Raw genomic sequence first — 24034 nt, 5'->3', positions numbered from 1 at the left:
TGTTTACCAAATGAGATTATCAACCGAATCGCCCGTTGATGTAGTCATCGGTGCGTTCGTCTGTCGGCGTACTAAATAGTGTGGATGTACGATCGCATTCTACTATTTCTCCGTTTAGGAAAAATGCAGTGCGGTCGGAAATTCGTGCTGCCTGTTGCATGTTATGTGTAACGATTGCTATTGTTACATCGTTTTTGATGTTGCGAATCAATTCTTCGACTTTATGTGTCGATACCGGGTCTAGTGCTGAAGTTGGCTCATCCATTAGGATTACTTCTGGGTCAACTGCGAGGCAGCGTGCTATACAGAGCCGTTGTTGCTGTCCGCCGGAAAGTCCATATGCGCTTTTGTTCAGACGGTCTTTTACTTCATCCCATAAGGCTGCTTTACGTAAGCTGTCTTCAACAATTGTATCTAACATTGCTTTATTACGGATACCGTGAATCTTCGGCCCGTATGCAACGTTTTCATAGATGGATTTCGGGAATGGATTGGGTTTTTGGAATACCATGCCGACTTTTGAACGAAGCAATTCCACGGACATCGCTTTGCCAAGAATATTATTGCCCATAAATGTAACATTACCAGAAATGGTTACGTCGCCTACGTTTTCTACCATCCGGTTTAGTGTTTTTAAATACGTAGATTTTCCGCAGCCGGAAGGGCCGATGATTGCTGTTACTTCTTTTTCATTGATGGACAAGTCGATGTTTTTAAGTGCGTGCGCCGTGCCGTACCAGAGATTTAAACCGTTTGTTTCATAAACTGCTTTTGTCCAATTTTCATTTTTCATGACACGAAGCTTAGCATCTTCAGTAGGTCGAACGAGTGTTTTTGTCATAATAATCCTCCTATCAATTTTTAAGCTTTTTTTGTGATCTATTTCTAAAGTAAATCGCAAATCCGTTCATTGTAATGAGTAAGATCATAAGCACGATAATTCCTGCTGAGGCAGCATCTGCAAATTCGGGTTGTGGGCGTTTAGCCCAGTCGTAAATTTGCATCGGAAGAGCTGTAAATGTACTAAGCGGTCCAGTTGGTAGGAATTGAACGATAACCGGTATCCCAAGAACAATGAGCGGTGCTGTTTCACCGATGGCACGTGAGAAGGATAAGATGCTACCTGTCAAAATAGAACCTGCTGCGGACGGTAAAATCACATGAATGATTGTTTGCCATTTTGTTGCACCCATGCCATATGAAGCTTCTCGAAGTGTGTCTGGAACGGAACGAAGTGCTTCTTGGGAAGCTACGATGGTGATTGGTAAGATTAGCAAACTCATCGTCAATCCAGCAGCCAAGATACTATTGCCTAATGATGATGCACGGACAAAAACAGTTAGACCAAGAAGCCCGAAGACAACGGAAGGAACGCCGGCAAGGTTACTGATATTCATTTCAATAAAAGAGGTCCATTTATTTTTTTTAGCATATTCTTCAAGGTAAATAGCGGAACAAAGGCCTAGGAACATGGATACCGGAATAACGACGGCCATGAGAGCCAGTGTACCGACAAGAGCTGCTTTAATGCCCGCCTTTTCAGGGAAGCGGGATCCGAAATTCGTAAAGAATGAAAAGTTCAACCGTCCGACGCCATCTGCACCAATGCCGTAAAACAGGAAGAATGTAATTCCGAGGACGGCGGCAGCGATTGCACCGAACAGCCATTTCATCGCTGAATCTTTTGTAAGTCGACGATTTGTTTTTGACTGAAGAACGCGGTCCATATTAGTATTCCTCCCTGAATTTCGTCTTGATGTACAAAGCGGCCCGGTTCATTAGGAATGTGAACAAGAATAGCATGAACCCAACAGCGTAAATGGAATAATAGATTGTTGTGCCATAGCCTGCGTCGCCTGTTGCGACTTGAACGATATAAGAAGTCATCGTTTGAATTGAACCTGTAAAGTCCATATTGAATATTGGCGTGGAACCTGCGGCAAGTGAGACAATCATTGTTTCTCCTACAGCCCGTGAAGCAGCAAGGATAATCGATGCTGCAATACCGGAAATTGCTGCTGGAAAGACGACTTTGATAGCTGTTTCAAATTTTGTAGACCCAAGCGCGTAAGACCCCTCGCGGAATGAAGCAGGAACAGCAGAAAGTGCATCTTCCGAAAGCGAGATTATCATTGGTAAAATCATAATACCGACTACAATACCGGCACTTAGTGCGTTAAATAACTTCAATTGTGGAATGAAAGACTGGAGCCATGGTGTCACGACTGTTAAGGCAAAAAATCCGTAAACAATCGTTGGAATTCCAGCCAGTAACTCAATAATTGGTTTGATGAACTTTTTGATTTTTGGTGACGCATATTCACTGAGGAAAATTGCACACGCAAGTCCGAAAGGGACCCCGATAAGAAGCGCAACACCTGCGATTTTTAAAGTCCCGACGATTAAGGGAAGTACACCGAATGCCTGATCAGCATTGGAGAAAGGTGCCCATTCAGTTCCAAAAATGAAGTCAGTGATCTTTATTTCTTGGAAAAAGATGAATGTTTCTTTCAGTAATGTGTAGATAATCCCAAATGTTGCCAGTACAGTGATGGAAGTGACAGCGAGTAAAAGATGCGGGATGAGTTTGCCAAACTTCTCATTCTTTTTAGCAGCAGCAATGACATCGCGTGTTCGCAACTTATCTGTCGGTTTTATTGAAGTCAATCTATGGACCTCCTATTGGATAACGTTGTTTAGTTACGGTGTTGAAAGGATAATGGCTGCCCTACTATGCAGGACAGCCAGGAATCGTTCTATTATTTCAGAGAATCCAATGCTTTACGTCCTTCTTCATAGTCTGCTTCAGGCAGTTGTACATAACCAACTGCTTCGGCCATTTCTGCTGAGTTGTCGATAACAAACTCCATGAAGTTACGAACTTCTTTTTTCTCTTTAACTGCATCGTTGCTGACATAAATGAATAGTGGGCGAGAGAATGGAGTGTATTCGCCAGACTCGATTGTTTGTGCATTCGGTTCAATACCATCTATTAATACTGCATTTAGCGCGTCTTTATTTGATTCGTAGTAAGCATAACCGAAAAATCCAATCGCATTTTTGTCACCTTTAATTCCTGTAACAAGAACGTTGTCATCTTCAGAAAGTGTTGCAGATTTTACAAGGTCAGCATCTTCCAAGACAACTTCATTGAAGTAGTCATATGTGCCAGAATCTGTACCTGGTGAATAGAAGACGATTTCTTCAGCTGGCCAGCTTGGGTTGATATCAGACCATTTTTTTGCTGATCCATCTTCTGCCCACATTTTCGCGAGATCTTCAACAGTAAGTGAATCGACCCAAGTGTTTTCTTTATTTACAACGATTGTTAAACCGTCGTTTGCAATTTTAAGTTCTGTATAGTCAACGCCTGCTTCGTCAAGCTTTGCTTTCTCTTCATCTTTAATGGGGCGGGATGCATTTGAGAAGTCTGTTGAACCAGCGATGAATTTTTCAAATCCGCCACCTGTACCGGAAACACCTACGGATACTTTAACGTCTTTTTCAGCTTGTGCATATTCTTCAACAATCGCTTCCATGATTGGCGCAACAGTCGACGATCCGTCCCCTGCTACACTACCGCTTAAGCCTTCGCTAGTTTTAGCTGATGTATTACCGTCCGCTCCACCGCAAGCAGCGAGAAAGATCGAGCATGCAAGTCCGAGTGTTGCGAGTGTTTTCATGTTTTTCATCTGTTGTTGCCCCCCTAGAGTGTTTTGACTACAATTCAAATGATAGAGGAGAATTGTTGAGCGGGTATGAAGGAATCGTTAAGGTTTTGTAAACGAGATAGGGGGATATGATCGGTGTGGAAGGGGATATGATTGTTCTTCGCGGTTGTATGATCGGTATCGGTGTAGGAACGCCATTAAAAAAGACTGCCCTGATGAGGACAGCCCGTGGAATGGTATTTTAAAAGGTATAAGTTTTTTCAACCTGGAGCAGTGTCTAGGCTCCAGGCGCTTTTCTTAGTTCATTCGAAAATATAATGCAGTGCTTTTACAGCCTGATCGACAGTTTCGACGGTAGCGTTTGCTTTGCGGGACAATTCCTTTAGTGCATGATGATGTGCTTCATTACGAATTAGGATGAGTGGTTTGCCGAATGCGACGGCGGCACTCGCGTCCATCGCGGTATTCCACTGCTTATATTTCTCCCCAAATAAAGCGATGACAAGATCGGCTTGCTTCATTAATAGCTCCGTACGCAAATTATTAAAGCTAGATGCCGCAGCATCTTTGGAAATTGCATTCGGCTGCTTGCCTAGAATATCTTCCCCGATGTTATCAGAACGGTCATGGTCTTCCATGGGACCGACGAAATCGATTGGCAACTTAAGTGCAGCCACTTTCATCTTTACTTCCTCACGCCATGAACTATGGATTTCCCCTGCCAGGTAAACAGTTAATCTCAACTTAACCCCTCCTAATCATTAATCTTAATTGTAGCATTGATAATCAAAATGTTGCTCGTGAATGACCGAAAGTTTAGACTATAACTAGAGAGATAGGGGGAATTGAGATGAAAACACTTTGGCATAATGGCACGATGTATACGATGGAGCAAGAAGGCGACCAAGTTGAGGCGCTGCTCACAGAAAACGGTAAGATTAGTGCAGTTGGTACGTATGAGGATTTAAAAGAACGAGCAGATAATGAAATTGACTTACAGGGTTCCGTTCTTTATCCAGGATTCGTCGATAGTCATATGCATATGATTGGTCACGGCGAAAAATTACTAAGTTTGGACTTATCGAAGGCAACGTCCGCTGATGACATGATGGATATGCTGATAAATGCTCATCCTGATTTGAAATCTGACGAATGGTTTATCGGAGAGGGATGGAATGAAAATAACTTCCCAGATAAAAAGATCCTCACGCGACATGAATTGGATAAGGTGACGGATTCCCCTATGATTTTGAAACGGACATGTAGACATGCGGCGCTCGCCAATTCAAAAGCGCTTGAGCTGGCAGGTATTTCAAAAGATACACTTGATCCCGAAGATGGTGTCATTATGCGTGATGCGAACGGGGAACCTACGGGCTACTTGAAAGAAGGAGCGCAGGAGATTGTACTTGCCCTTATTCCAGAGCCGACAGAAGAATCATTGACTCGGGCCTTACAAAAGTCAGTCGATGATTTGCTGTCACTTGGACTGACAGGGGGAGTGACAGATGACCTCGGGTATTACGGGGATTATAAAAACCCGCTACAAGCATTCAAAAACGTTATTGGTGAACAGAAGAAATTCCGCGCACATTTATTACGACGGTCAACTGTTTTCCAGCAATTGACGGAAGAGCAAGCTACTTATAATGAACCTTGGATTGAGCCTGGCGAGATGAAATTTTTCATCGACGGAGCGCTTGGAGGTAAAACGGCTTTGTTAAGTAAACCGTATGCAGATACGACCGAAACATTCGGCATGACAGTCATTACGGATGAAGAAATTGGTGCGATAGTGTCGCTCGCACGCAAGTATGGCGAAGCAATTGCTGTTCATGTCATTGGGGATGCAGCTGTTGAAAAAGCACTCGATGCGATAGAGAAGTACCCGGTACCTACTGGCAAACGTGATCGACTTATCCATGTAAATGTCTTGCGTGAAGATCTAGTCGAGCGGATGGAAAAGTTGCCAGTCATCCTTGATATACAGCCGGTGTTTGTATCATCAGACTTCCCATGGGTCATGGATCGTTTAGGGGAAGACCGTCTTGATTGGGCCTATGCGTGGAAAAAGCTGCTTGACCGTGGATTCATTTGCGGCGGCGGTTCGGATGCGCCAATCGAGGAGGTCGACCCATTGCTTGGCATCTATGCAGCGGCGACGCGTCGGAAGCCTGGGGAAACCCACGAAGGCTATTTACCAGATGAAAAACTAAGTCGCTTTGAAGCGGTCGGCCTCTTTACGACGGGGAGTGCGGGAACAATCGGAAAAGCGGACGTCCGCGGTAAGCTTGCGCCCGGGTTCGATGCTGATTTCACTGTGCTCGACAAGGATTTATTCCGAGTGGAAGATGAAGAGATCGTGAACGCGAATGTTGTGATGACCGTTATTGCGGGTGAAGTGATGTATAGAGGGTGAAATGGGACTCGCCTAATCCATAATTCATGTTTAAAGGAGGGGTGGAATTTGCGACCAATCGAAAAAGCAGAAATCTGGGTGCAGCAAGAAGTTGGAAGTGCCGTCCATTGGATGAAACGGCTTCCAGGCAGTACGTCCTCTCTTCTTTATGAATTGAAAACGGAAGACTCGGAAATGGTTTTACGACAATTTGACAATGAGGAGTGGCTTCTTGAAGAACCTGATCTCGTCAAGCACGAAGCGGCGAGCCTTCGAAAAGCTTCGGATAGTGGGCTGCCGACTCCAGAGCTGATTGGGTCTGATGAAACAGGAAAGCTGAGCGGTTTGCCGTCTATCCTTATGACGAAAGTTGAAGGGAAAGTAGAGCTTCTGCCAGATGATTTCAACCAATGGACGGATGGGTTGGCAAAAGCACTTGTGCAAATTCATCAAGTTAAAGCGAATGATTTTACATGGAAATATGCGCCATATACAAAACGAGCGGACGTCAAATTCCCCGAATGGACGAAGAAATGGGATGTGTGGCAGGCGGCATTTGAACGTTTCCATGGAACGGAGCCTGAATTTCTCGAGACGTTTATTCACCGCGACTTTCATCCTGCAAACGTGTTGTGGACTAACAAAGAAGTCAGTGGGATTGTCGATTGGCCGAATGCATGCCGCGGTCCAGCGGGTATCGACGTGGGTCATTGTCGTGTGAACCTCGCGCTGTTGCATAGCGTCGAAGTGGCGGACCTATTTTTACAAGCTTATCAAAGACATGCTGAACCCTCATTTTCGTATGAGCCCTATTGGGATATTGTCTCCGTTTTTGATTTTTTGGATGGTCCTCCTGTTGTATATAGTGGCTGGGCGGCATTTGGTGTTACAGGTTTGACGGATGAAATGATGGCAGCACGATTGGATCAATATTTGGAGAGTATCAGTAACAAAGAGTAGAATCATTAAAAAAGCGTCCGTTCCCCACAAAAGGAACGGACGCTTTACGTATTATATCAACCTCTGAACGGCCACCATACCCCTCTGCCAAACGATACAGTAATCGCTGGAATGAGTAATGGAAGAATGATGAGTCCATACAGAAGGAGTCCTGTAATGACAATTGTAGCGATTTGTACGAGACTCAACACGCCTGAAGGCATCATTGCACCAAATGTTCCGGCGAGTATGATGGATGCAGTAATGATAACCGTACCCATTTTAGCCATCGACATCGTAAGGGCCTCTCGTATATTCAGCCCATTAATGCTCTCCTCACGGAAGCGGTCGAGTAAGAAAATGGAGTAATCCACACCGAGCGCAATAAGCAGAATGAAGCCAAAGAATGGAACTGCCCAGCTGATACCATCATAACCCAACATATTGACAAAGATGAGTTCAGTTACAGCGATAGATGTGTAATATGTGAGCAGCAAGGAGCCAATCATATACAAAGGCATGATTGCGGAACGGAACAAGAACGTCAAGACGACGAACAAACTGGCAAGCATAATAATGACTGTGCGCTTGAAGTCTTTTGACGAAATATCATACAGATCCGAATTCATGCTGGATACACCGCTATACGCAAGCTCTGCGTCAAAGAAAGGTGTTCCGATAACTGAACGGCTTACACTGTCTTTAATGTCATGCACCGTTTGGATCGCTTCCCTTGAATAAGGATCATAGTCCAAAATCACTTCAAGTAAAATCCCTGATTCGGCTCCGAACGTATAACGGTCAATCACCGGCTTGAACGTTTCATTGCTGAGCGTGCCTGACGGGATGAACAAACCGGTAGCACGCACACTGTCCGACTCACTCATTTCTTTTAATGACGCGGATAATTCGCCAAGACCGGAACCGATTTCATCCAGGCCTTTAGTAGAAGCACCAACACCTGCAGAAAGTTGGCCGATACCACCTGCGGCTTGTGCAAGTCCAGCACCATTGACTTCAGCTGCAGATCCGGTAGAAAACATGCCGGTCACTTGGTCCAATCCGCCTTGAACTTCTGTCAGTCCTTTTTGTACCTTATCCAGTCCACCAGTCGCATCACCAAGACCCTCTGACATAAGACCAAGCTGATGGTCGACATACAAGTCTTCGATAATTTCACCAGTTGGACGCGTGATCGTCCGGACCGTTTTCACGCCGTCAATCTTCTCGATATCCCGGCTGATTGCTTCGAGATAGGTTACGTCAGTTTCGTTGACAATCGGGCCGTCTTTTTTCAATAAAACCTGAATTGGCAACGAATCTCCTTTCCCGAATGCTTCAGAAATAGCATTGAGACCCATGACCGATTCTTTACTCTTATCAATCTCATCGACTGTGTTGAATGACAAATCATTATCATATGTCAATAGAAGAGGGACTGTAATAACTGCCACGATTAGCATAGAAATGAGCGGCCGCTTGACCGAAACTTTACTGAAGGCAACCCATATTTTACTGTCTTTATGCGATGCAGCTTGTTTTGAAGGCCAAAACAATTTGTCTTTCAATAAAACCATGAACAATGGAACAACTGTAAATAGCACGACCATCAACACGGCAATTCCGACCGCGACAGCCACAGCTGATTTAAAAATCGGGAAGTCTGCAAATCCGATTGCTGCAAATCCGATAAAGACGGCAAGACCGCTGATGAACAGTGTACGGCCAGCAGTTTTATACGTATTAACGACTGCATCCTCGACGCTATGACCTGCTAGCAATTCTTCTTTATAACGGCTGAGCAACAGAATACAATAATCCGTTCCTAGTCCGAAGAGGATAGCTACAAGGAAAATCTGTGTGTAATTAGAAACAGGGAATCCGAACCAGTCAATGAAAAAGGCAACAAATGATTGACTGAGTAAATAGGAGATCCCTACCGCAATAAGCGGTATAAATGGTGTGACAATTGAGCGGAATACGATGAGAAGCAAACCGAAAATAAGCACGACGGTAATAATTTCTGTTTTTTTCAAGCCGTCTTGTGCGCTTTGGTTTACATCATTGCCGATAATCGCTTCACCTGTTAAATAGACTGTCTGGTTTTTGGGTAAAATATCACTATGAATTTTATCAGCAAGAGCAATAATTTCATCAAATGTACCGTCCACAGTAATTGGTACGAGGACTGTCTTCTGATCTTTTGAAACAAGTTGCGCTTCCAGTTCTTTACTTTCAAAAGGGTTAAGTATTGCTGAAACGGGCTTGCCCAGGGCTTCAAGTTTGTCTACAACCGATTGAATTTCTTTTTTCTTCGCAGCATCTACTGGTTTTTTCAACGGATAGACGAGTGAAATCGTATCTTCGGAAGCACCGGCTTTTTCTAGCATATCAGCCGCTTTTTGCGAATCCGCACTGCTTGGAAGTTGTAGTGAGCCCGCTTCTTCTGCTTGTTTTGCCAAATTTGGTGCTAAAATGAATAACGCAATTGTCAATGTAAGTAAGCCGATGAAAATCGGCCATTTGAATTTTAAAATAGCTCTCAAAATTACATCTCCTTCATTTGTAAAATCTCTTTAAGTTTTCGGAAGGTCTCAACGAATGTCTCCAATTCCTTTTCATCAATCCGATCTTTAAAAAGTTTTTCAATATTTTCATAGACCGCATTATTGGACGTTTGAAGAACTTCGATACCTTCCGATGTAAGTCGTATGATTTTGGCACGCTGATCGTTTTCGTCACGCTCGGATGTCACAAGTCCTTTTTCCTCCAACTTTTTTAAACGGCTTGAGACGGCGCTTTTATGTACACCTTGAATTGTGGCAAGCTTTCCGCTCGAAAGTGCTCCATAAGTAGAAAGGATTTTGAGTACTTGAATTTGCTCAGGAGAATACTCTTTCCAAATGGGAATATCCATGTTTTTAATAACATGTTCTGTCCCGAAAATCATTACTTCTTCGAATAAATCAACAGCTTCTAGTAGTTTTTCTCTCAATATAGTCTACCCCCTAAACCAATAATAGTAGTTTAGGGGGTAAACGAATAAATGTCAACGGCAAAGTAATCGGCCATTTTATGATAAACTGAAGGAAGCAGATACAAAGGGGACTGAGAAGCTATGACAAATATGTGGCATGAACGTTTTTCCGTTGAAGAATACGTCTATGGCAAAGAACCCAACGGATTTCTTGTGGAGGCGGCACAGCAATTACCGAAGGGTAAAGTGCTTTGTATCGCGGAAGGTGAAGGGCGTAATTCGGTCTACTTGGCAACGCTTGGCTTCGATGTGACTGCATGGGATTATGCGCCGGCAGGACTGGAGAAGACAAAGCAGTTGGCAGATGAAAAAAGTGTCGTTGTAAAAACGGAACTGCACGATTTGGCAGAAGTGGCATGGGAAGAAGAGCAGTGGGATGCCATCGTTCACATCTTCGGACATTTCCCGGGAAACGTTATGGACTGTACACTAGCAGGGATTAAAAAGGCATTAAAACCTGGTGGATGCTATGTAAGTGAGTTGTATACGAAAGAACAGCTCCAGTACGGAACAGGCGGCCCACGGGTCGAAGAAATGCTGTGTAATCCTATTAAGATGCTCGAACAATTCGATGGTTATTTCGTCAAACACTTCCATATCGGGGAAGTCAATCGCGTGGAAGGCCAACTTCATACAGGAACCGCACACGTCGTGCAAAGTATGTTTCAAAAAAGAGAGGAAGAATAATATATGAATGGAAAGAATCGTGCAGATGTAACACCAGGCTTAAAAGTAGCAGTTATCTTGAAAAAAGATCAGCGGTCGGGCTCGAAAACGGAAGGTGTCGTTAAAGATTTATTGACGAACTCAAGTTTCCACCCGCATGGCATTAAAGTACGCTTAGAAGACGGACAAGTTGGACGGGTTTGCGAGATTTTATAATAAGAAAAGACTTAAAAAGGATAACCATGCGCAGTCTATTGCCGCGCGTAGTTATTCTTTTTAGGTAATAATTCAGGTTGGGGTGGACCATCAATGAACTTGAAATAAGGAAAGACGATACCAATGATAGATACCAAACTTATCGCTAATCCAATCATTATATATAAAGGTCTAATTCCCCATAACTCACTAACAATACCTCCAAAAACAATCCCAATTGGCATTGCCGTTCTACTAATTACTAATCTAACCGACATCACTTTCCCCATCATATGATTCGGAATCGCCCGCTGACAAATTGTGATGTTGTGAATACTGAAGAAAGCCATCATAATTCCTGCAATAATTTCGACGATAATCGCTAAAATGATTGCATTAATAATTCCTAACGAAATGTAGGTTAATCCACCGATTACTAGGGATCCTAACATGAACATTCTTCGACTTCGGAATTTTATCTTTCCAATTAACAGAGATCCGATGACATAACCCAATGGAAAGCCAGCCATAAAGAGGCCATACTCTTCATAATTCCCCTTCAGCACATCGGTGATATACGGTAAATTAATCACCATTGTGACACCAACGCCAAATTGGACGAATGCAAGGAAGATTCCTAGCCACACGATTGTTCGTTCTTTAAAAAAGTAATGGATGCCTTCCTTGAATTGTTCCAACCAAGTCTTCCGTATATCTTGAGGAACTCGTTGCTCGTCCATCCGTAACAGCAAAAATCCACTTAGCGCAAGTAATATAAACACGAGTAACAAAGTGAAATCCGTCCCTATATAATTAATAACAACTCCACCAGCCATGGGTGCCAAGAACATCATAAGCCTCGTTGTACCATCGAGATAAGCATTGGCCGTACTTAACTGTTCCTTAGCTACGATTGTCGGTGTAATCGCTTGACTTGCAGGAACGTAAAGTGGGGTGACAAGGCCAATGATGACCTGAACTACATAGATATGCCAAACTTCCAAATGGCCAAGGAACATTGATAAAAGTGGCACCAGAAAAATCAATGCCCGCGTCCACTGGGAGAAAATCATAATCCATTTGCGACTCCATTTATCAATGAACGGCCCACTGACGAGTTGAAACACGATTGAGGGGAGAAAGTACAGTAACCACATACTACCCAACGCCAGTTTTGACCCCGTGAGTTCATATACAATAATCGAATTGCAAAACGTGCCAAAGGAGCCGCCCAGTTCGGATATGGCACTCCCCGCCCACAATGAAACGAAGCCCCTGTTTTTTAAGACATGAGTATTCAAAAGTCATCGCCCCTTCTGGCATTATTGGGTTAAATAGAGTTCCAACTCTTTGGGCAGGGAAGCAACGGACTTTTCTTTCAAATAATAATTGGAGGACTTTTGACCAACTAAAGAAGCGGCCTTTAAAATTTTTAAATGGTGATGAACAGTTGTTTTTCCTAATTCGAGCTGCTCAGTTATATCCTTTAACGTGCAATCTTGTTCAGATAAAAGCTTAACCATACGGAGCCGGACTTCATCTCCCAATGCTTTATGTTTCTGAATTAAAAAGTAATCGGGAAGATACTTATCAGTTGGATCAATGCTTGTGTTCGGAATCGGATAATAAAAAACTTTCGTTTCTTCAATATCCGATACAATCGTCCAAGGCCGGTACGTCAATTGGGGAATCAATAAAACACGATGAACGCTTGGCTCAGGAATATACTCTGTTCCATTTGTGGCCCATGCAACAAATTCTTCAGGCGTTAGTTTGTCTTTCATACTTCTTTTTTCATCGAGATCTCTTTCCAAGATGGCTAACAAGGGATTTGTGTCTGCATCAAGAACTGTTTCAGTCCACAAAGACATGACAGTTAGTAAATGCTTTTTAAAGTCAACGCCATTTACATTGCTGATAAAGTCAATATAAGCAGGTAGAAAAGGGTTTTCCTTTGCTACTTGTTTTATTAAATCGACAGCAACTTTATCACCATTCGCCGCAAGCATCCTACTTTCTTGTAAATCTGTTCTGAAGTATGGGAGACAAGTATACTTCAGTTCCACATCGCTTAATTTGTTGACATAAATCTTGAATTTTTCAATGTCATTCGAATTTCTTTCAAAAGCGTGTAAAAGTTGAAGTAAACTTTTCCATGTATTGTGTTCTTCAACGTAATTCAGTTCGATAACTAACTCGTCAGGCATTTCATTTCGAAGTGTTTCAAATGAACCTTTTTTCTCGAGCGTGTCTAGCAGCGGTGTATTTGTGATCGCTGCAATACCTAATGCACATTCCCATAATAGAGAATACTCGAGCTCCACTTTGTACGATTCTCTTTTTCTACCTGTTATTGTTAGTGTATTCATACTAATCCGCCTCCTGCTTGGTAAAGTATACCTATTTGAAATGCGAAGTTCAATAATTATAGAATATTTTGTTCGATTAATTTTGAATATTTAATATAAATCATAAATAGATAGGTTGTGACTTTTATCCATCAAACGTGAAAGTATAAAAAACGTTTGTTTTAGAAATGTATGGAGAGCGACGGACAAGCGTTCATCCTACTCAGTAAGAAATCTCAATAATGATGCAGTAGTTGTTCAGGCCAAAGTGATCCGAGAGCATCTGTGTATAGGGCGTCTAGTGTTTAAACACAAAAGCAAGCAGTCATTTACTGGTTAATCAATAAATGTGTATTGGAAACATTTGTATGGAAAGAAACGTCTCGATAGGAGTGGGTGCACAATGAAGATTGATCTAAAAGTAACCGGAAAAATCAAGCGAAAATCGTTTGGATTGATAGTAATACAGTTTCAATCAATGGAGTTGAACTTAATGTGCAAAAAGATGTGTATGATTAGAGAGAACAATAACAGGCTCAATTGAGGTTCGCTATACAGAAATGTTTTAATACTAAGGGGGACTCAGCTTGAAAAACATCCTAATGATTGCAACCATCCTAATGATTATTGTAGCGGCGACGATATTGGCGTTGCCATTGGCTTTTATATCTGTTTTATTCATAACGCCGAATATGTATTATATAGTACCTTTGCTTATTGCAATCTACGTAATACTGGTTATTTTGATTCTATTCAAAACGATAGGTTGGACGAAATATCCGAACGGAAAAAAAGCTTTTTATGGCGTTGTTGCGCTGATAGCCGTTGTGGCATTGTCTTTCACGGCTTCCGGTATATATAAGCAGAACTTGGACAGGTTGGAGGATACAGAAGTGAACCTGCAACAATACAGTCCGTTCGCATCTGGGACGAAAGCTATGAAACTGGACGAGCCAGCGACCTTGAAGCTGGAATCGGATTTACCTGTCATAGATGGTGCGACCGCGCTTTACCCGATGTATGCTGGATTCGCACAGGCAGTCTATCCAGAAAAGGAATACAACCTCTATAACAGTGAAGTGATGTCGAATATGACAAACGTAGCCTACGAAAAGCTCATTGATGGGGAAGTCGATATAATTTTTGTAGCAGGTCCTTCTTCTACTCAATTGGCATCAGCAGAACGAGCTGGCAAAGAATTAACGCTGACACCAATCGGTAAAGAAGCATTCGTTTTTTTCGTCAATGCGAAAAACCCTGTAAAAACCTTGACGATGAATGAAATCAAAGGGATTTATTCCGGAGAAATAACAAATTGGAAAGACGTAGGCGGAAAGAAAAAAGCGATACGGGCATTCCAGCGGCCACAAGACAGCGGCAGTCAGACTGCACTTCAAAACCTGATGGGTGATGTGTCGATCATGGATCCTCCGGTTGAAAATGTGATTGATCTTATGGGAGGAATTATTGATGAGGTATCGGACTATACGAACTACAACAATGCATTAGGCTTTACTTTCAGATATTATTCAACCGAAATGGTCACTAACGATAAAATCCGATTGCTTCAAATTGAAGGAATTGAACCGTCATCAGAAACAATCCAGTCTGAAGATTATCCTCTTACGGCTGATATTTATGCCGTGACTGCGGGCAGTGATAATCCGCATATCGAGAAATTCATCGATTGGATTTTGTCTGACCAAGGACAGGCGATCATCGAGAAGACGGGGTATGTTACAAACCGATAGGCTGAAAACGGGATTGCTTTACTCGTGATAGTATAAGGAATAAAAACACTTCACGAATTTTTCACAACGAAAAGCTACACTGAAATTGATTTGATTATGTTCAAGTTTTTAAGTCCATAGTTTTAATCAGCAATTAAATTAGGAGGTATTACAGTGAAAAAGTTATTATTAATTACATTTGTCTTCATGTTTATTTTTACTACCAGTGCTCTGGCACATACAGGGTTAGAAACGTCTTCCCCAGAAGATGGAGAAGTTGTTACAGAAGAAATGCGCGAGATAGCCTTAACCTACGAAGGGAAAATCGAACAAGGCGGAACGTTAGAGGTCAGCAATTCAAATGGCCAATCTATTCCAGTTGAAGATATTTCCATAGCAGATACGCAAATGACAGGGACGTTTACAAATGCCTTGGAAAATGGTGACTATACTGTTGTTTGGAATATTATTGGAGCAGATGGTCATCCGATTGCAGGAGAATTTTCTTTCACTGTAGATGTTCCTGTATCTGAAACTGAAACTGCAGTTGAAAATGAAGCCGAGGCCGAAGCCAATTCGCAGGATGTAAATCAAGATGAAACGCCATTAGAAAATGTTGAAGATACTAAAAAAAATGAACAAAGTCAATTACCTTCTTATCTCATTCCTGTAATCGTTATTGTCTTAATTGCAATTATTGTGGGGATATTCGTCGGGTTAAGGAGAAAAAAATAATAAATGTTTATGGTAATTGTTAGTGAAATACTTTTATATCTTTGCGTATCGCTTCTTATAGGAAGTTTTCTTATCGCTCTAGTACCGAGTTCTTTTCGACCGGAAGTAAACATACCAAGAAGTGTACAAATTATAGCTACAATCGGTATCGCAGTGTTCTCATTTGCGCCTGTTTTAGTGCTAATCATATATTTGTACGAGAATATGGGACTTTCTGAAACACTACAGACAGTTCTACTTACTTTTGAAGTCGGCAAAGCATGGATTTTCACTTTTCTAGTTGTCAATGTCTTGTTCATTTTTATCGTTTGGTTTGATGATCGTGAGAAACCAATCTACTCTTATATAGGAATCATTTTTGTTGTCATTTTAATCATGGGAATTGGTTGGGCTAGTCACGCTAGTTCCCTTGATCATGTCAAAGGATTTTTAACGCATACAAGCCATTTTACGGCGGTGAGTATTTGGGTAGGAATCTTGCTTGTAGTTAGCTGGTTTTCAAAAGATCATTCAAACTGGTTGAATTTCTTGAAATGGTTCTCGCCTGTTGCCATTATTTGTTTTAGCATCACCATTGTGTCAGGACTTATTTTAATGACATTTGTAGTGGAGTTTAATGAATATGCCAATGCGTGGATGCTTCCGTATGGTCAATTATTGTTATTAAAACATTTAACGATCATTCCATTACTGGTATATGCAGGGATCAACAGCATACTTATTAGAAAGAAGTTACTTAAGGATAATGACTTTAATCCAATACCTTGGACAAGAGTGGAAAGCATACTTATTTTGGTTGTTTTTTCGATAACGGCTGCATTAGGTCAACAATCGCCGCCTAGCGAAAACATATTGAAAAATGAAGGACTTTCCAAGCTGTTCAGTTTCTTTTATCAAGGTCAGTTTCAGCAAGGAATGAATGTCGAACTTGTAGCAAATGCCACAGGTCTCTCTCTTCTACTGTTAGCGATTCTTTTCGTCGTTTTAACTGTGTACTCATTTATTAAGAAAGCACCGGTAATCGTTACTTTCATTTTGAGTATTCTTTTCATCTTTACAAGTTATTTAGCTTTACTACTTAGTATCCAATAGAAAAAGTGAAAGGTAGCTGACTTAGCTACCTTTTTTTCTATATAATGGGTACTATATATTCGGCACTACTTATTTAGAATTAACTAGGTGGTATACCTCACCAGTATAACGAACAAATCTAGCGAAGGAGCGACAAGTGTGAGCCGGAGCAATAAGACCGACAGTGATCTTCTGACGGGCTTATTGCGTGAGGCCATCACAAAGCGACAAAGCGGTATTGGAAGTACATTCTATTTGTTAAGTACCGACTATATAGCAGTATTTTTAATGAACGCAATGAATTGGAGGAGAGTCGAATGAATAAGCTGAATTTGATGGCAATGTTAGGAATCGAACATCCAATTATCCAAGCACCAATGGCGGGTGTGACGACGCCAGAGTTTGTAGCAACATCTGCAGAAGCGGGGATTCTCGGTTCAATTGGGGCTGGGTATCTTTCGGCCGAAGAGACGCGGAATTTCATTCGTGAAGTGAAAAGTCTTACGATGAAGCCATTTGCGGTGAATTTGTTTGTTCCAGAAACGGTGAATCCGAGTCAGGAGCAATTACGGGGGGCATATGAAGCACTCCAACCGATAGGTAAGGAACTCGGGATTCCTCAGTGGAATACGCCATTTTCAAAAACGGAATTTGAAGGGCAAGTTCAGGTACTAATAGAAGAAGGTGTGAAAGTCTGTTCATTTACTTTCGGACTGCCGGACGAAAAAACTGTGCAATTATTGAAGGGAAATGATGTATTTCTAATAGGGACAGCGACTTCAATAGAAGAGGCAGAACTGGCGGAGCAGGTGGGAATGGATGCAATTGTAGTACAAGGTAGTGAAGCGGGTGGTCATCGTGGTTCCTTTTTGGGCGAATTAACATTGATTCCCTTGAATGAACTACTGCTGAAAGTAGTCGCATCCGTTCGACTTCCAGTTATTGCAGCGGGGGGCATTGCAAGTAAAGAAACGATGGTTGATGTGTTAGCTAGCGGGGCACAAGCTGTCCAAATCGGAACTGTACTTCTGGCTGCTGACGAAAGTGGTGCACATTCGCTTTATAAGCAGGCAGTTTTGGACGCGGATGAAAGATGTACGGTGTTAACAAAAGCGTTCTCAGGTAAAATGGCGCGCGGTATTAGCAACCGTTTCATCAGTGAAATGAATGAAGCCATCATTGCTCCGTACCCATTTCAGAATGATTTAACAAAAGAGATTCGTAAAGAGGCGGCAAAGCAAGGGGAGACTGAATTCATGTCATTATGGGCGGGTGAAAGTGTGCATTTAAGCACCAGTGGAAAACTCAAGAACATTATTGAGAGATTTGTCTAACAACATAGTCCATTAGCTAATCCGGTTTGGTACACTAGATATAAAAACGGCGGTGGATCATATGCGGAAATATATTGGGGAAATTGGACTTATCATTACAGCAATTATTTGGGGCAGCGGGTTTGTGGGCAGTGCCGTAGCCTTGGAATACTACACGCCGTATCAAATTCTGGCAGGGCGCTTTTTAATCGGCGTACTCATTCTAGGAATCGTATTTAATAAACGGCTAAAAACGATAAAGAAAAGCACATTTATAAAAGGGTCGATATTGGGGATTTTCCTCTATATCGCCTTTGCGCTTCAAACGGTAGGTTTACAATATACGACACCTTCAAAGAATGCATTTTTAACTGCTATCAATGTAGTTATTGTTCCTTTTATAGGGCTCGTCATTTATAAAAAGAAAATCGATATTTTTGAACTCGGTGGGGCATTTATGGCGATAATCGGAGTAGCGGTACTATCACTTAAATTCTCTTCTGAAGTCAACGTAGGGGATCTACTAACATTATGCTGTGCAGTTGGATTTGCTTTCCATATTTTCTACACCTCTAAATTTGTAAAAGACGAGGACCCTATTCAGCTAACGATTATTCAAATGATGGCAGCAGCAGTCATCGGGTGTCTGTTTGTAGTATTTAAAGGTGAAACAACTTTTTCTACGCAAACGGAAGGTTTGATACCACTCCTCTATCTGGCAGTTTTTTCGACAACAATCGCATTTCTATTACAAACAGTTGCCCAAAAGTACATAACGGAAACAAAAGCGGCAATCATTCTATCCACCGAATCATTTTGGGGCATGGCATTTTCCGTTGCGATTTTAAGTGAAGTGATGACGGTGAAAATGGGGATTGGTGCCATCCTTATTCTTGGAGCGATTGTATTATCCGAGACGAAGCTTAGTTTTTTGAAAAAGAAACAGCTGAACGGAATGCTTGAAAGGCGGGATGACGGTGTTTAAGGCTGTTTATTGTGAAAAGTGTTCTAAAAAAATTAAGTTTAGGGGAGATTTAGTAACCGCAACTTTATTTTTTGTTATAGTCGCTTATCATGAAGATTGTTATGTAAAAGACTTGAAAGGGTTCAGGGGACTTTTTCTAGATAATCAACCGCTTAACGGTTTTCCGGGTAACTTTTTGTTTGTCACCGCAGTCTTAGTGAGTATCGGATTTGCTTTTGGTTCGATGAAGTGGGTCTCAATTATAGCCTTACTTCCAGTGTTATATAGAATATACTCTTACTTTAGGTTTGAAAGAAAATTGGAAAAGTAGATAGGTAGTGTCCATTCCTCTCAATCCTAGACAGTAAATTTTCGGTGACAGTCACGGAAAAGATGATTTAAAGAAAAAGGAGATTACAATGGAAATACACTACAAGTTAACTGAGGAAGATTACATACACTTCAATTTGTATCACATCAAAAATTCTAAAACTGGTAAGCGGGCGTTGGCGTTACAAAGGTTTATAACGCCATTATTCTTTATCATTATTTCCTATATTTACTCCTTGATAAGTGACATGCCGTTTCTACCGCTGTTTATCATTTTTTTAGTAACGAGTATTCTATGGGTTATTTTTTATCCGAAGTATTTTTATGGCCTCATTGCTCGTAATACTAAGAAAATGATTAAAGAAGGTAACAATGATGGCCTAATAGGGAATCATCAACTGAAATTGACGGAAGAAGGATTAATGGATACGTCTTCAAATAAAGAAACAAAAGTAACTTGGTTAGGCATTACAAGTTTTCAAGAAGACGATGGATATTTCTTTCTTTACAATAGTTCAGTGAGTTCCTATATCCTGCCCAAAAGAGAGATAGATGATGTAGACGAAATGAGACAATATATCCAATCGAATTTAATGCAGTAAAAAAGTAAATTGATCTATACTAAGTTGCCGAATCTAGTGGGGATCACAGAGCAGGACGATTCAACGAATTCATTGAAGGCTTTGGAGCTATTACTTGCACTCAAATATCAAAGTACGAGGAGAATCACAATGAAAACAGAGAAAGAAAAAATGCTAGCTGGCGAATTGTATTGTCCCTCGGATTTTGAATTAACAAAAGAACGAGAAAACGCTCGTCATTTAACGAGATTATTTAATGGGACATTGGAAAATGAACATAGTGAACGGACTAGATTATTAAAAGAGCTATTTGGTTCAACTGGTAAGGAACTTAATATTGAGCCTAGCTTGCGTTGTGATTATGGATCTAATATTCATGTCGGTGAAAATTTTTTCGCTAATTTTGATAGCGTGTTTTTGGATGTATGTGAAATTAGGATTGGTGATAATTGTATGATTGCTCCCGGTGTACATATTTACACGGCTACACATCCATTAGATCCATTGAAACGAATTTCGGGTTTAGAATATGGCAAGCCAGTCGCAATTGGTGATAATGTGTGGATTGGTGGGAGAGCTGTTATTAACCCTGGAATAACCATCGGAAATAATGTAGTGATTGCATCAGGAGCGATTGTGACAAAAGATGTACCGGATAATGTGGTTGTAGGTGGAAACCCGGCAAAAATTATTAAAGAGATTGATGTAGAGGGACACCTACTTAATGCAGCGGATTTTGAGGGAACGCGCGTAAATTCATAATACGAAGAAAAAATCGGTTAGAGAAATAATCATTTCTCTAACCGATTTTAATTTGCACAATATATTCAGCTTGGCAGATAACGATGGGCGAACACAAGAATCCCGAAACTGTTTGTCCAAGATTTAAAAGAGGTTTAAGTGCTGAACGTTAACCTTTAAACAGTAAAGAACTTTAATGCGTAAGTTTTACAGCTTTGAGATTTAAGCCTTGAGCTTTTATCATCATTACTTGTAGATTAAGTTGTAAGTTGGGTGTTGGTTTTACTTGTTCCCCAAAGAAATACCAACAAAAGAAGGGTCTTGTGGATATCGTTTTCGAATACTCATGCAAGGCTAGTTATACGGTAACTGTTGTAAGTGCATTGGATTCAGAAAGCACTGCGTCTACTTCTGCTTTGAAGTTTGTAATTTTTTCATCCAATGCTTCGATTCGTGTACTGATTTTGAGTGGATCGATTAAAATGTATTCATTTCGTTCCATGAATGCCTTTGTATGTAGCTCAACTTCTTCTTTTTTTGCGTTTTCTTTGCTACCTAAAATAGCCGTTAAGTACTCTTCTAAGCGTTTTGGAAGGGACTCATTTTCTTTTGTGAGCTTGTTGATGGCTATTCTCCGGGCTTCAATCATGGAGGTCAGTAACTTTTCTTCATTTTCAATAGAGGTTTTACGCTCGATTGCTTTAGCAACAGTCATAGTTTCACCAGCGACGATTACTTCTGTCATTGCGTTCGATTGCACAATTGCATCTTTAATGTGGATGCGCCGTTCGATTAATGAAACGACTTTATCAAAACCTGATTGGATTGTTTTTTCGTAGTCTTCGATGGAAATGCCTTTAATCTTTTGAGCAGATTTGCGGTCTGTCGCCACATGATCTGCGTCGTTAATAGCTTTCGCAATGCGCTCGTTTAAGGTTTTTAATTCTGATAAAGCGCGATGGATCGACATTGTTTGCATAGTCGTCATTTAATCATCCTCCATAATGGCTTTGTTTATGAAAGTATACCATAAATATCCAAAAGAAGTAGCGAGGAAGCAGATATATACAAATGTTAGAAGCCATTGGCGAGATTGATTATATTCTTCCACAAGATATTTTGTATATGTATCGAGACGAAAAAGTGACAAAATTATTATTCAAACTCCTGCTAACTAAGATCACCATGTAAAAAGCCGAGTAGATGTACTTGTTGAGCCTCCTTGTTTTCCTGTAATTCTTCCAAACTAGCATGTTACGCCAAACGCTTCTATTTTAGAAAACCTGCCATAGACTGAATATGTGGGGTTACATTCCGAAAAGGGGAATGAGAAGTATGTAGCGCGGCGAGGTAGATTCAAAAATAGTAAATGGGGGTGTATACATGATTACATTTTTCGGTTCAATTTTACTGTTAGTTGTTGCATATTTTACGTACGGAAAGTTTATTGAAAAGATTTTTGGCCCTACCGATGCTAGGAAAACACCTGCTTATGCAAATGCTGATGGAATCGATTACGTACCAATGAATAAACAAAAAAATGCGTTAATCCAGCTATTAAATATAGCGGGAACAGGCCCTATTTTTGGTCCTATTATGGGTGCCCTCTTTGGCCCGGTCGCATTTTTATGGATTGTTTTCGGAGCGATTTTTGCCGGAGCTGTGCATGATTATTTAACGGGTATGATCTCTATTCGGAATAAAGGGGCACATATCCCGGAATTAGCAGGGAAATTCTTGGGTAACGTTTCTAAACATATTGTAAACATTTTCGCTTTGTTACTCCTTCTGTTGGTTGGAACTGTATTTGTTACGACACCAGCATCACTATTAAGTCTGTTATTTAATGGTAAAGTTGCTTTGTGGATTATAATTACTGTTATTTTTATTTATTATTTCCTATCTACAATTCTTCCAATCGATAAAATTATTGGTAGACTCTATCCGTATTTTGGAGCTGTTCTATTAGTTGGAACAGTAGGAGTTGGGGGAGCTTTACTACTCTCGGATTATTCAATTCCAGAATTGACGTTAACTAACTTACATCCGGATAATTTACCTATATTCCCAATCCTATTCTTTACAATTACTTGTGGTGCACTATCTGGTTTTCATGCGACACAATCACCGATTATTTCTCGAACAGTAGAAAAAGAATCACAAGGTCGCTATGTCTTTTATGGCATGATGATTACTGAAGCGGTTATAGCAATGATCTGGGCTGCAGCAGCAATGAGTATGTTGGATGGGCAGACATTAAGTGAATTCATCTCAACAGGTACTCCTTCCTCTGTTGTGAATGAAGTATCCATGACATTGTTAGGTGCTGTTGGTGGAACGATTGCTGTATTAGGTGCTGTTGTACTACCCATTACGTCAGGGGATACAGCGTTCCGTGCCGCACGATCTATTATTGCTGATTACTTGAAGATTGATCAGAAGAAAATAGCGAAACGTTTAATGATCGCTGTTCCTCTGTTCGCTCTCTCGGTTTTGCTTACACAGATTGACTTCAACATCTTGTGGAGATACTTCTCTTGGGCGAACCAAGCGACTGCTGCTATCGCATTATGGATAGCGACCATGTATCTATTTATTAAAGGGAAGAACTACTTTGTGTCGTTAGTACCCGCGTTATTTATCACCTATATGGTATTCGTTTATATCTTAAATCAAAAGATCGGATTTAATTTAGATTTAAAATTATCGTTTATAGTTGGGATTGTGTTAACTGCTATTTTGGCGGTGATGTTCTTTGTGAAAGCTAAGAAAAATAAAGCAAATAAGATAGAGACAGATGTAATTATTGAATAAGGATAAAAATGGACGGTAAGAGTCCCTCTGACTGAAATTTCATTGTATAGTGGAATGAAGGAGGAGATTCACATGGAAACATGTATCGTTGAAGTTGAGGAGTTCACAGTGAAAGGGTATGGATTGAAAGGACCGCTGTCAGAAATTCCGAGTAAATGGGATGTACTGAATACGGAAATTGCCGAGGAAGGCATCGTTGCGGAAGAATCATTTGGGCTTTGCTTAGCGATGAAAGATGGGGAAATTCACTACATCGCCGGCGTCAAATCGAATCTTGCCAAAGGATTGCAGAATACAGAAGAAGCTGTGGTCCCGGCTGGCAAGTTCATCGTAGCAAAGGTAGAAGGTGGAATTCACGCGATACCAACCGCGTTTAATGCACTTATGAAAACGGATGGTATTCAACTGCGAAATTGTTTTAGTTTTGAACGATATGTTCATCCTGAAGGTTCGAAAGGGTATGACATTGAGGTTTGGCTACCGATTGAGTGATAGAAAAAA

At 41.0% G+C, this 24034-nt stretch carries 24 protein-coding genes and 1 pseudogene; 15 read left to right on the top strand and 10 right to left on the bottom strand.

Annotation, left to right across the window (positions count from 1 at the left end; all coding sequences use genetic code 11):
* Window positions 1–19: 19 nt before the first annotated feature.
* From pstB to MKZ26_RS13095, 5 genes are all read right to left on the bottom strand, one after another.
* Window positions 20–793, bottom strand: a complete 774-nt coding sequence (gene pstB, locus MKZ26_RS13115; protein WP_231885811.1) for a phosphate ABC transporter ATP-binding protein PstB — start codon at window positions 791–793, stop codon at window positions 20–22.
* Between the two features lie 61 nt (window positions 794–854).
* Entirely contained in the window at window positions 855–1727 is an 873-nt protein-coding gene (gene pstA, locus MKZ26_RS13110; protein WP_340766468.1) for a phosphate ABC transporter permease PstA, read from the bottom strand.
* 1 nt (window position 1728) lies between these two features.
* Window positions 1729–2667: a phosphate ABC transporter permease subunit PstC gene (pstC, locus tag MKZ26_RS13105; protein ID WP_156475937.1), complete on the bottom strand. Its 939-nt coding sequence runs from the start codon at window positions 2665–2667 to the stop codon at window positions 1729–1731.
* A gap of 92 nt (window positions 2668–2759) precedes the next feature.
* Complete coding sequence (locus MKZ26_RS13100) at window positions 2760–3692, bottom strand: PstS family phosphate ABC transporter substrate-binding protein (RefSeq protein ID WP_067204890.1); 933 nt, start codon at window positions 3690–3692, stop codon at window positions 2760–2762.
* A gap of 281 nt (window positions 3693–3973) precedes the next feature.
* Window positions 3974–4414: a YtoQ family protein gene (locus MKZ26_RS13095; protein WP_067204893.1), complete on the bottom strand. Its 441-nt coding sequence runs from the start codon at window positions 4412–4414 to the stop codon at window positions 3974–3976.
* Window positions 4415–4521: 107 nt separating this feature from the next.
* Between MKZ26_RS13095 and MKZ26_RS13090 the strand changes: the two genes are divergently transcribed.
* Window positions 4522–6090, top strand: a complete 1569-nt coding sequence (locus tag MKZ26_RS13090; RefSeq protein ID WP_340766467.1) for an amidohydrolase — start codon at window positions 4522–4524, stop codon at window positions 6088–6090.
* 48 nt (window positions 6091–6138) lie between these two features.
* Entirely contained in the window at window positions 6139–7029 is an 891-nt protein-coding gene (locus tag MKZ26_RS13085) for an aminoglycoside phosphotransferase family protein (RefSeq protein ID WP_340766466.1), read from the top strand.
* A 56-nt stretch (window positions 7030–7085) separates the two neighbouring features.
* On the opposite strand, the gene MKZ26_RS13080 is transcribed toward MKZ26_RS13085, so the two are convergent.
* The gene (locus tag MKZ26_RS13080) at window positions 7086–9554 is read right to left on the bottom strand and encodes an MMPL family transporter (RefSeq protein WP_340766465.1); all 2469 of its coding nucleotides are present in this window, start codon (window positions 9552–9554) and stop codon (window positions 7086–7088) included.
* Between the two features lie 2 nt (window positions 9555–9556).
* The gene (locus MKZ26_RS13075) at window positions 9557–10003 is read right to left on the bottom strand and encodes a MarR family winged helix-turn-helix transcriptional regulator (RefSeq protein WP_067204903.1); all 447 of its coding nucleotides are present in this window, start codon (window positions 10001–10003) and stop codon (window positions 9557–9559) included.
* A gap of 123 nt (window positions 10004–10126) precedes the next feature.
* Between MKZ26_RS13075 and MKZ26_RS13070 the strand changes: the two genes are divergently transcribed.
* Entirely contained in the window at window positions 10127–10732 is a 606-nt protein-coding gene (locus tag MKZ26_RS13070; RefSeq protein ID WP_340766464.1) for a class I SAM-dependent methyltransferase, read from the top strand.
* A 3-nt stretch (window positions 10733–10735) separates the two neighbouring features.
* Window positions 10736–10927: a YwbE family protein gene (locus tag MKZ26_RS13065; RefSeq protein ID WP_067204907.1), complete on the top strand. Its 192-nt coding sequence runs from the start codon at window positions 10736–10738 to the stop codon at window positions 10925–10927.
* Window positions 10928–10962: 35 nt separating this feature from the next.
* Here MKZ26_RS13065 and MKZ26_RS13060 read toward each other — a convergent pair whose 3' ends face one another.
* Window positions 10963–12207 (bottom strand): MFS transporter, encoded by a 1245-nt coding sequence (locus tag MKZ26_RS13060; RefSeq protein ID WP_340766463.1) that lies wholly within the window; start codon window positions 12205–12207, stop codon window positions 10963–10965.
* Window positions 12208–12228: 21 nt separating this feature from the next.
* Window positions 12229–13275, bottom strand: a complete 1047-nt coding sequence (locus MKZ26_RS13055) for an ArsR/SmtB family transcription factor (RefSeq protein ID WP_340766462.1) — start codon at window positions 13273–13275, stop codon at window positions 12229–12231.
* 414 nt (window positions 13276–13689) lie between these two features.
* Between MKZ26_RS13055 and MKZ26_RS22370 the strand changes: the two are divergent.
* From MKZ26_RS22370 to MKZ26_RS13015, 9 genes and pseudogenes are all read left to right on the top strand, one after another.
* Window positions 13690–13773, top strand: a pseudogene (locus MKZ26_RS22370) (DUF5412 family protein); the annotation flags it as partial.
* A 68-nt stretch (window positions 13774–13841) separates the two neighbouring features.
* Window positions 13842–15005, top strand: coding sequence for a PstS family phosphate ABC transporter substrate-binding protein (locus MKZ26_RS13050; protein WP_340766461.1), 1164 nt, complete (start codon window positions 13842–13844; stop codon window positions 15003–15005).
* Window positions 15006–15158: 153 nt separating this feature from the next.
* Entirely contained in the window at window positions 15159–15719 is a 561-nt protein-coding gene (locus MKZ26_RS13045; RefSeq protein WP_340766460.1) for a copper resistance CopC family protein, read from the top strand.
* Window positions 15720–15722: 3 nt separating this feature from the next.
* Complete coding sequence (locus MKZ26_RS13040) at window positions 15723–16811, top strand: copper resistance D family protein (RefSeq protein ID WP_340766459.1); 1089 nt, start codon at window positions 15723–15725, stop codon at window positions 16809–16811.
* 138 nt (window positions 16812–16949) lie between these two features.
* Window positions 16950–17111 (top strand): hypothetical protein, encoded by a 162-nt coding sequence (locus tag MKZ26_RS13035; RefSeq protein WP_340766458.1) that lies wholly within the window; start codon window positions 16950–16952, stop codon window positions 17109–17111.
* Complete coding sequence (locus tag MKZ26_RS13030) at window positions 17108–18124, top strand: NAD(P)H-dependent flavin oxidoreductase (protein ID WP_340766457.1); 1017 nt, start codon at window positions 17108–17110, stop codon at window positions 18122–18124. Before MKZ26_RS13035 ends, MKZ26_RS13030 begins: the two co-directional genes overlap by 4 nt.
* 61 nt (window positions 18125–18185) lie before the next feature.
* Window positions 18186–19088, top strand: a complete 903-nt coding sequence (locus tag MKZ26_RS13025; protein WP_340766456.1) for a DMT family transporter — start codon at window positions 18186–18188, stop codon at window positions 19086–19088.
* 398 nt (window positions 19089–19486) lie between these two features.
* The gene (locus tag MKZ26_RS13020; RefSeq protein ID WP_340766455.1) at window positions 19487–19999 is read left to right on the top strand and encodes a YcxB family protein; all 513 of its coding nucleotides are present in this window, start codon (window positions 19487–19489) and stop codon (window positions 19997–19999) included.
* Window positions 20000–20128: 129 nt separating this feature from the next.
* A complete protein-coding gene (locus tag MKZ26_RS13015; RefSeq protein ID WP_340766454.1) occupies window positions 20129–20740 on the top strand; it encodes a maltose acetyltransferase domain-containing protein in 612 nt (203 codons plus the stop codon).
* Window positions 20741–21077: 337 nt separating this feature from the next.
* On the opposite strand, the gene MKZ26_RS13010 is transcribed toward MKZ26_RS13015, so the two are convergent.
* Window positions 21078–21707 carry a hypothetical protein gene (locus MKZ26_RS13010; protein ID WP_340766453.1) on the bottom strand — a complete coding sequence of 210 codons (630 nt, stop codon included), beginning with the start codon at window positions 21705–21707 and terminating at the stop codon, window positions 21078–21080.
* Between the two features lie 395 nt (window positions 21708–22102).
* Here MKZ26_RS13010 and MKZ26_RS13005 point away from each other — a divergent pair, with 395 nt between their 5' ends.
* Complete coding sequence (locus tag MKZ26_RS13005) at window positions 22103–23533, top strand: carbon starvation CstA family protein (protein WP_067204934.1); 1431 nt, start codon at window positions 22103–22105, stop codon at window positions 23531–23533.
* A 72-nt stretch (window positions 23534–23605) separates the two neighbouring features.
* Window positions 23606–24025, top strand: a complete 420-nt coding sequence (locus MKZ26_RS13000; protein WP_340766452.1) for a GyrI-like domain-containing protein — start codon at window positions 23606–23608, stop codon at window positions 24023–24025.
* Window positions 24026–24034: the final 9 nt, after the last annotated feature.

The organism is Sporosarcina sp. FSL K6-6792 (assembly GCF_038004885.1).
GTDB lineage: Bacteria > Bacillota > Bacilli > Bacillales_A > Planococcaceae > Sporosarcina > Sporosarcina psychrophila.
Note: the sequence above shows the minus strand (reverse complement) of the source record. Positions and strands in the feature narration are given on the sequence as shown.

Coding starts and splice junctions, on each gene's coding strand:
- pstB (WP_231885811.1), bottom strand. CDS start 793: ATGAAAAATGAAAATTGGACAAAAGCAGTTTATGAAACAAACGGTTTA.
- pstA (WP_340766468.1), bottom strand. CDS start 1,727: ATGGACCGCGTTCTTCAGTCAAAAACAAATCGTCGACTTACAAAAGAT.
- MKZ26_RS13100 (WP_067204890.1), bottom strand. CDS start 3,692: ATGAAAAACATGAAAACACTCGCAACACTCGGACTTGCATGCTCGATC.
- MKZ26_RS13090 (WP_340766467.1), top strand. CDS start 4,522: ATGAAAACACTTTGGCATAATGGCACGATGTATACGATGGAGCAAGAA.
- MKZ26_RS13070 (WP_340766464.1), top strand. CDS start 10,127: ATGACAAATATGTGGCATGAACGTTTTTCCGTTGAAGAATACGTCTAT.
- MKZ26_RS13065 (WP_067204907.1), top strand. CDS start 10,736: ATGAATGGAAAGAATCGTGCAGATGTAACACCAGGCTTAAAAGTAGCA.
- MKZ26_RS13055 (WP_340766462.1), bottom strand. CDS start 13,275: ATGAATACACTAACAATAACAGGTAGAAAAAGAGAATCGTACAAAGTG.
- MKZ26_RS13040 (WP_340766459.1), top strand. CDS start 15,723: ATGTTTATGGTAATTGTTAGTGAAATACTTTTATATCTTTGCGTATCG.
- MKZ26_RS13030 (WP_340766457.1), top strand. CDS start 17,108: ATGAATAAGCTGAATTTGATGGCAATGTTAGGAATCGAACATCCAATT.
- MKZ26_RS13025 (WP_340766456.1), top strand. CDS start 18,186: ATGCGGAAATATATTGGGGAAATTGGACTTATCATTACAGCAATTATT.
- MKZ26_RS13020 (WP_340766455.1), top strand. CDS start 19,487: ATGGAAATACACTACAAGTTAACTGAGGAAGATTACATACACTTCAAT.
- MKZ26_RS13015 (WP_340766454.1), top strand. CDS start 20,129: ATGAAAACAGAGAAAGAAAAAATGCTAGCTGGCGAATTGTATTGTCCC.
- MKZ26_RS13010 (WP_340766453.1), bottom strand. CDS start 21,707: ATGACGACTATGCAAACAATGTCGATCCATCGCGCTTTATCAGAATTA.
- MKZ26_RS13005 (WP_067204934.1), top strand. CDS start 22,103: ATGATTACATTTTTCGGTTCAATTTTACTGTTAGTTGTTGCATATTTT.
- MKZ26_RS13000 (WP_340766452.1), top strand. CDS start 23,606: ATGGAAACATGTATCGTTGAAGTTGAGGAGTTCACAGTGAAAGGGTAT.